This window comes from Paenibacillus macquariensis, assembly GCF_900156375.1.
GTDB lineage: Bacteria > Bacillota > Bacilli > Paenibacillales > Paenibacillaceae > Paenibacillus_AQ > Paenibacillus_AQ macquariensis.
Genome location: NZ_FTNK01000052.1, coordinates 1 through 7,017 on the forward strand (window position 1 = coordinate 1; position 7,017 = coordinate 7,017).

Below are 7,017 nucleotides of genomic sequence, written 5' to 3' on the forward strand. Positions count from 1 at the left end.
CCCAACGCATCAATGAAGCATAACAAGGATTACCATTCTCCTGATCAATTCTTACGGTTTTGGATCCATTTAGGTCTACTATCCCCTTGGGGACGGTAACTCCGATCTTTTCATTTAAATCATCCAACCAAACGATTTCGGAATCTATTTCTTCTCTAGCCATTCCTGCATGAATACGAAGTAAAAAAGTCCCATCCTTACTTGTTTCTATTACGAATGTACATGTATCCGATAATTGGTTGAAACGAATTTGTTCCCAATCCAAGTCATAGTTTTGGAGTGCTATCAAAGCTACCTTCTTCATCAGCCTAATTATCTGTTTTATCTCTTCCTCAGAGTCTATCTTAAATAACTCAGTCATGACCAACCTCCTAGTCCCTTCTATTCCCATGGTAAGGGATGGGATGTTTCAGAATATCATAACACACCAAAACAAAGTGGGGATTGAGTGACTTTAATTATAATTAAATTTTCTTTATCCTGCCCGTTAGTTGAACAAAGGGCTACCTCACGGCAACCCTTTCATTATTGAACTATAGTGTCCCGTTAGCGTAACAACATTGTTTCACTAAAAGATAACTTGCTAAAATCTTAACTTTATAATCCTTGGCTAAGTTCTAATATCTGATCATTTACTTTTACATTACTTAATCCCCCGTGATAACAAACCACGGACGCAATGTCAAGGTCTACATATTTTTTCAAAAAGAGACGAGTTGCATTCATATCCAGTGGTCGGGACATGAATTCCCTCGAGAATCCCGTCTACACTTTACATCGAATCCCCGGCAATGAGAGTCTTACTTTGCCTTAAATAAAGGCTGATATGACCGGGGGTATGGATGACTCGAATCCCGCCGCAAAACGGCAGTTCCTGACCGTCTATCAAGGTTTCATCCACTTTTCCCTTCGGGGATTCTCAAGGTGATCGTCTTTATAAGTGGTATCTCCCCCTGAATATACGGCTTATCCCGCTCGTGTGCATATACTTCAACATCATTGCCACAATCCTTCAAAATCTCAGGAAGACTGCCTATATGGTCCACATCCTGATGCGTCAAAATCACAACTTTTAGTTTGTCGGACGACACTCCTACCTTTTCCATGGCGACGTGTAAATCTTCAATTTGCCCTGGGAATCCTGTATCTATTAAAACGGACATTTCTTGATTCCACAAAAGAGTTGGGTGAATAATAGTCCCATGAAAATCTAGTTGAAACATTTCTACTCCCTTTGATACTTCCATAATTCCAGACCTCCATAAAATGAATTTTATACGTAACATACTATTATTACGAAGATTTAGATGAATCCAATACCTTCATTTTTGGAGATAATTTCAATATACAAGAGGTTATAGGTTTTATCTACGCTTAATCTCCCAAATCTGCTTTACCACTATTTATGATACGGTTCAACCTATAGCATCCAAGCACAAGGTGAAGTCTGACCATAAGGTTTACATCTGTATATAACAAAAAAAGCACAACCGCTTGATTGTGCCTAAATAAAAGCTCTCTTTTATTCAACTCAAAATAGCCATAGGAAGCAAAATATGTTACATGGGTTGCGAAAAACCCATCGTTTCGCCTCAATCACTGGAGCAGACGAAGTAGCTTCCTTTCATATTCCGCCAATCTAAGTATCCCTGCTTTCGATCTATAACTTATTTCATCTTAAGGTATGATTTAAGGCAAGTGCAACCTCTTCCCAAAGTAAGGTTCTTAGCATCTTTTAAGTTATCATTCTTGAAAAATTACCTTTACAATTGTTTTCTCATTAGGTTTTGAAGAAAAAGATAACTCTGCATGATGCTTCTTAGCAATCTGCTCACATAATGCGAGTCCCAATCCATTTCCCCCTTCTTTTCTACTTCTTGCCTTATCTACTCTATAAAATGCTTCTGTCACCTGAAGGAGCTGCTTCTCTGTCATTCCCTTTCCGTTATCTTCTACTTCAATAATTTTTTTCTCATTTTCAAAATAAGCCCTCATCGTAATTTTACCTTTTGTGCTACATGCCTTTATTGCATTATCTACTAAGTTCACAACCATACTTTCTATTAAATCTTTATTTCCTTTTATTTCTTTCAACTCATTGTAATATACTAATTCTATTCCTTTTTCTTTGAGCTTAATATTTTCGGTTTGATGAACTTTTTTAAACAACTGTTCTATATCCATTGATACCATTTCTATTTCTTTTTCTTCTCGTATTATTACCAGTTCCAATAAACTTTCCGAAATATTTTTCAACCTTGTACTCTCTGATAAAATATAATTGGTTGCAGCATACTTATCTTCCTCACTTAAATGCGTCTTCTGCATATATTCAGCATATCCATAGATTGCAGTTAATGGCGTTCTTAATTCATGTGCCAAATCATCTATCAATCTCTGCCTCTCTCTCGCATGGCTCTCAAGCTCTTCCATCTGATATTGAATTTTATCCGCCATCGTATTAAAACTTTGTACAACCTCTGCGATTTCTTCGCCACCCCTAATCTCTAACTTTTCTTTGTATTCCCCATTGGCAATCTTATTTGAAATACTTGAAATTCTTTCTAGTGGTTCAAAAAGATACTCTAATAAAATAAACAAGCATATACTTAAAACTCCTGAAAATATTATACTTACAATAAATAAAGAGTTATTCCTCTTATCCCACTCATTTACTATATCTGTTATGTCTGCATAATAGACTAATGCATATTGATTATACTGCTCTGGTAAGTTCCCAGATATTTGTATGTATTTCCTTTCATTTAGTGTCACAACATGTATCTCCGTTATATCTTTTTCTTCATTCATTTCTTTATCACTTAATGTTGCTTCTATGGGTAAACTGGAATATATACTCACTTTATCTTTATAAATCTGTAAATAAATTTTTTGAACTTCATAATGCATTTTATACGAATCATAAGAATGAGCAATAGCATCATCTATTTCATAACCTCTATTTTTCATAGCCATTATGTCTTTAGTCATACTATTTACTAAAAAATAATGCTCTCTTAGATAGCTCTCCTTAATGCCTGAAAGGTTATGTTTTGTATTACTAATACAAAATAACATAATCCCAACATTAATAAACAATAGAAATAATACCAAAGTCCATATGTAGGTTTTATTTTTCATACTACACCTCTAACCGATAACCTAGTTTATACACGGTTACAATTCGTTTCTCCAACCCCAACTTTTTTCTAAGCTTCTGAATATGAACATCTACCGTTCTTGTTTCTCCTATGTATTCATATCCCCATACTAACTCTAAAAGCTTCTCTCTTGATAAAGCAATGTTTCTATTTCTTATGAGTACCTCTAATAGCTCAAATTCCTTAGGTGTATATTCAACTACCTTCTCTTCCAAAAAAAGCCTTCTACTATGAAATTCAACCCTAGCATTATCTATTACAAATGTATCTTCATCCTTCTTGGTTCGTCTTAATATAGCTTCTACTCTTGCAAAAAGTTCTAACATTTCAAAGGGTTTTGTCAGATAATCATCTGCTCCCATGACAAGCCCCTTTACCCGATCCTCTACGCTTCGTTTAGCCGTTAAAAGAATAGTAGGCGTACCTTTTACTTGTTCCAATACCTCAAACCCATCCATTTCAGGTAACATAATGTCTAATACAATTAAATCAAAACTTTTATTTTTTATCATTTCTACGGCTGCCTCACCATCCATAGCCAAATAGCAGGTATGCCCTACCAAACTTAAGTTTCTCCTTATTAATTCATTAATTGCCTCTTCATCTTCTACTACTAGAATATCTGCCATGCTTTTCACCCCATCTTATTAAATAACTAATATCCTTTTATACTTGAAATCTGTATTTAGATATACTATTCTATTTCAAAATGCATAAAAATTTTACCTTATTATCTCACATTAAAATCTAAATATTAATATTATTCATTTATTTTACAACTCTATAACAACTTTATAATAGTACCCATATATTTTCTTGTTATTTTTATATTGTCAGTAAATAAAAAATTACAAGGAGGACAATAAAATGTCTCAAAAATCATTACTTCCAAGAAGTGTTGCAAAAAACGGTTTCAAAGGTGTTAAAATCATTACTTTTATAGGTGTCGCTTCCCTGATGCTCACACAAGTCATAGTAGCTAGCGAACTAAAAACGATTACCAAAGTTCCTACTACTTACAATGTCTCTGAACTTTCCTACTTAGTGAATAGACAAATTCCTGCTGGCTATGTAAAAGCTAATTATGAGGCTATCTATTCCCCTAATACTCAAAGTAAAACACCTAGTTCTAAAGATTTATCTTTACAAGAAGCTGCTGAAATAGCTGCCCAAGAAATATTTAAATATTCTGACGAAAAACTTGATAATCAAACGCTTCAAATGTCCTATTTCCATTACCCTCAAGCTAGTAGACCTTATTCTACGTGGCAGGCTAGTGTAGGCATTACACCCTCCTATCTTCTTTCAGTTGAGATAGATGGAAGTACAGGTGAACTAATTCGCATCAAATCCACTGGTGGTCCTAATATAGACAACGAGTTTGATATTGATGCACCTTCAACCACTAAACTGATAAATGAACTACTCGATCCTGGTAATAAACAATTTACCCTCGATCTTGATGACTCATATGCAAAAGTCCAAAATCTTATCACCAAAACAGGCTATATAGCTGAACCTATTAAATCCATAACATATCAGTATATATCTGCTGATGCATTCGCAGTAGTTGCACATACCTTTGATGTCACAACTGCTTCTAATAAACTCCATCGTTTTTCACTCTCTCAAGATCTTACTCAACTGAGAGACTATCAAGTTTTAGGAACGGTAAATGAATAATTTTGCAACTATGAATTTATGAATTCTTGATATGGAGCCCCTGTAGATATGGATGTTACGCCAGAAAAGCAGTATACCTTTTAGGTATACTGCTTTTCTATTTTCTAGCACTTATTTATGATACGGTTCACCGCGTATGATCTTAAACTATCCTGCCCGTTAGCCATGCATGCAGCGCAAGCGCCGCACCACAGATGATGGAAGTAATTTCGTTCTTCCATGGGAGTATAATAAAAAGAGCAGGATACCGAAGCACCTGCTCATCAATGTGTGTCATTCAACTATCGTGTCCCGTTAGCACAATGATTCGTGGTAACGAACCCACCGCTATCCGTAACGGCAATTTTTAAAGATTTTCCACTACGTTAACCTAGTTAAGCCGTAAAATGCCTTCAGTTGCAGGAACAGTAGACCCCATCCATTCACCGAAGATTAACAGATTCCTATAATGATTGATATGTTGGCAGTTCTTATTCATCTTTTGATTTCTGTAGACTTTCTAATAAAGAAAATCCTATATTTTCATCGTCATTCATACCTAATCTATAATTAGCCAAAACTACGGAGGCGACTTTTTTTTCTTTATCAATCCCTAAAAATGAACTAAAGCATCCTGTTCCACCGCCATGCCAAATAACATTATTGTTTTTCTTTAAAAGCAACCATCCAAGACCCATATCATACTTCTTTGTTCCATTTCCATGTTTTTTATGACAAAGAGACAAATATGGTTTATCTTCACAAATATTTATTTTTGCATATTTAAGTAAATCATCAGCGGTTGAACTTATTGCACCCGCAGGTGATATAAGATTGTCATTGTTCCATTTCCAGTTTCCGCAATCATTATTTTTTTTATCATAACCATGTAAATTATTATTTGATGTTCCTAAATAGGTATCTCTTAATCCCAATTCATTTTGCAGAAAGTTATTCATCGTATCCCAATATCCCCTACCTGATACAATTCCCACCCCATACCCAATAAGTGACATACCAAAATTTGAATATTTCAATGAATAATCCACATCTTTTAATTTATTTTTATCCATTAGCATTTTCATTTTGTTTAAATCCATATTTAACGGATTATTCTTATTCATATCACCACCGCCATTTATCAAACCTAAAATCAGGTTAAAATATTCCCTTTTATTTAATGGCAAACTTGCTGAATATCCAGAAGAGTGAGTAGCAAGACGGAGCAATGTAGGATAATATTCGTCTTCTCTAAGTTCTACAATATATTTTTGTATTGAATCGTTTATTGACAACTTGTTTTCAAATGCATATTTTGATAGCAAAGATGAGGTGAAGGTCTTTGTAATAGAACCAATTTCATAATTATATTTTATTGATGAATCAAGCTCGCCATTTTCATTATAAATTTTTATTATAGAATTATTGCCTGTTAAATAGCCAACAGTTAACTTCAAATGTTTTTTTCCTTTACAGGTTTTTTTAATTAATCGTAATGTTTCACCACTGATTTCAAACATAATTATTACTCCCCCTTAGAGTTTGATAGTACCACTCATGACCAGCTTGCGGACAAGGAATGGTCGGTCATCAGGTTGAAAGAACCAAAGGAACAAAAGACTACATTAGATATTATCAATGTGGAAACTTCCGTCAGAAAGGCAGTGCGGTATGCAACTCCAACATGATTCATGCTGATTATGCAGAAGCTTGCCATGGTACGCTTCACAACTCGATTGATGTTAAGCAATTCTGCCCGCTAGCTTAATAAAAAAGAGCAGGTACCTTAGCGCCTGCTCATCAATGTGTATTAATCATTTTATTAACGTTTCCCCGTGTTCTACACTATGCAACCGTATTACTGATAATTTTGAAGAAACCGTTCTTAGAGGCGGTATCAAGTAACTGATAAATGGATTGTATTGCCGTATCACTAAATAAATACCATTGGTTTTCAGTAGCGTCATGAATTAAAACTTCTGGGTATCCCTCTAAAGCTTCATCTGAAAAAGTTTTAATTAAAGAATAAATATCAAAACGCTTTAGGCTTTTACCTTCTAGGTTCAAAAAATCATATTGACTATTTTTATAATAAGATCCAAGAGTGTCCATGGTATACATCCACGAATAATTTGCAGGAGCTTCGACTTTATTGCCTTTGTTTTCCACAAAAATATTATAAATTGTTTCGTTA

6 protein-coding genes and 3 pseudogenes are annotated in these 7,017 nt (G+C 34.5%); 2 read left to right on the top strand and 7 right to left on the bottom strand.

The window, feature by feature from the left end:
- The 4 genes and pseudogenes from BW961_RS29005 to BW961_RS29020 all read right to left on the bottom strand — a co-directional run.
- Positions 1 to 361 (bottom strand): annotated as a pseudogene (locus BW961_RS29005) (phosphotransferase enzyme family protein); the annotation flags it as partial.
- Positions 362 to 597: 236 nt separating this feature from the next.
- Positions 598 to 1,247 (bottom strand): annotated as a pseudogene (locus BW961_RS29010) (MBL fold metallo-hydrolase).
- A 496-nt stretch (positions 1,248 to 1,743) separates the two neighbouring features.
- Positions 1,744 to 3,141: a sensor histidine kinase gene (locus BW961_RS29015; protein ID WP_068586208.1), complete on the bottom strand. Its 1,398-nt coding sequence runs from the start codon at positions 3,139 to 3,141 to the stop codon at positions 1,744 to 1,746.
- A 1-nt stretch (position 3,142) separates the two neighbouring features.
- Positions 3,143 to 3,790 (bottom strand): response regulator transcription factor, encoded by a 648-nt coding sequence (locus BW961_RS29020; protein WP_068586205.1) that lies wholly within the window; start codon positions 3,788 to 3,790, stop codon positions 3,143 to 3,145.
- A gap of 238 nt (positions 3,791 to 4,028) precedes the next feature.
- Between BW961_RS29020 and BW961_RS29025 the strand changes: the two genes are divergently transcribed.
- Positions 4,029 to 4,844 (top strand): hypothetical protein, encoded by an 816-nt coding sequence (locus BW961_RS29025; RefSeq protein ID WP_068586201.1) that lies wholly within the window; start codon positions 4,029 to 4,031, stop codon positions 4,842 to 4,844.
- Positions 4,845 to 4,986: 142 nt separating this feature from the next.
- On the opposite strand, the gene BW961_RS31685 is transcribed toward BW961_RS29025, so the two are convergent.
- Entirely contained in the window at positions 4,987 to 5,121 is a 135-nt protein-coding gene (locus BW961_RS31685; RefSeq protein WP_280175217.1) for a hypothetical protein, read from the bottom strand.
- Between the two features lie 193 nt (positions 5,122 to 5,314).
- A complete protein-coding gene (locus tag BW961_RS29030; protein WP_068586196.1) occupies positions 5,315 to 6,343 on the bottom strand; it encodes a serine hydrolase domain-containing protein in 1,029 nt (342 codons plus the stop codon).
- Positions 6,344 to 6,402: 59 nt separating this feature from the next.
- Here BW961_RS29030 and BW961_RS29035 point away from each other — a divergent pair, with 59 nt between their 5' ends.
- Entirely contained in the window at positions 6,403 to 6,591 is a 189-nt protein-coding gene (locus BW961_RS29035; RefSeq protein ID WP_076577128.1) for a hypothetical protein, read from the top strand.
- Between the two features lie 77 nt (positions 6,592 to 6,668).
- On the opposite strand, the pseudogene BW961_RS29040 reads toward BW961_RS29035, so the two are convergent.
- Positions 6,669 to 7,017 (bottom strand): annotated as a pseudogene (locus tag BW961_RS29040) (copper amine oxidase N-terminal domain-containing protein); the annotation flags it as partial.

Excerpts from the sequence above, each read along its gene's own strand:
- BW961_RS29015 (WP_068586208.1), bottom strand. The coding sequence starts at position 3,141 with ATGAAAAATAAAACCTACATATGGACTTTGGTATTATTTCTATTGTTT.
- BW961_RS29020 (WP_068586205.1), bottom strand. The coding sequence starts at position 3,790 with ATGGCAGATATTCTAGTAGTAGAAGATGAAGAGGCAATTAATGAATTA.
- BW961_RS29025 (WP_068586201.1), top strand. The coding sequence starts at position 4,029 with ATGTCTCAAAAATCATTACTTCCAAGAAGTGTTGCAAAAAACGGTTTC.
- BW961_RS31685 (WP_280175217.1), bottom strand. The coding sequence starts at position 5,121 with ATGACACACATTGATGAGCAGGTGCTTCGGTATCCTGCTCTTTTTATT.
- BW961_RS29030 (WP_068586196.1), bottom strand. The coding sequence starts at position 6,343 with ATGTTTGAAATCAGTGGTGAAACATTACGATTAATTAAAAAAACCTGT.
- BW961_RS29035 (WP_076577128.1), top strand. The coding sequence starts at position 6,403 with ATGGTCGGTCATCAGGTTGAAAGAACCAAAGGAACAAAAGACTACATT.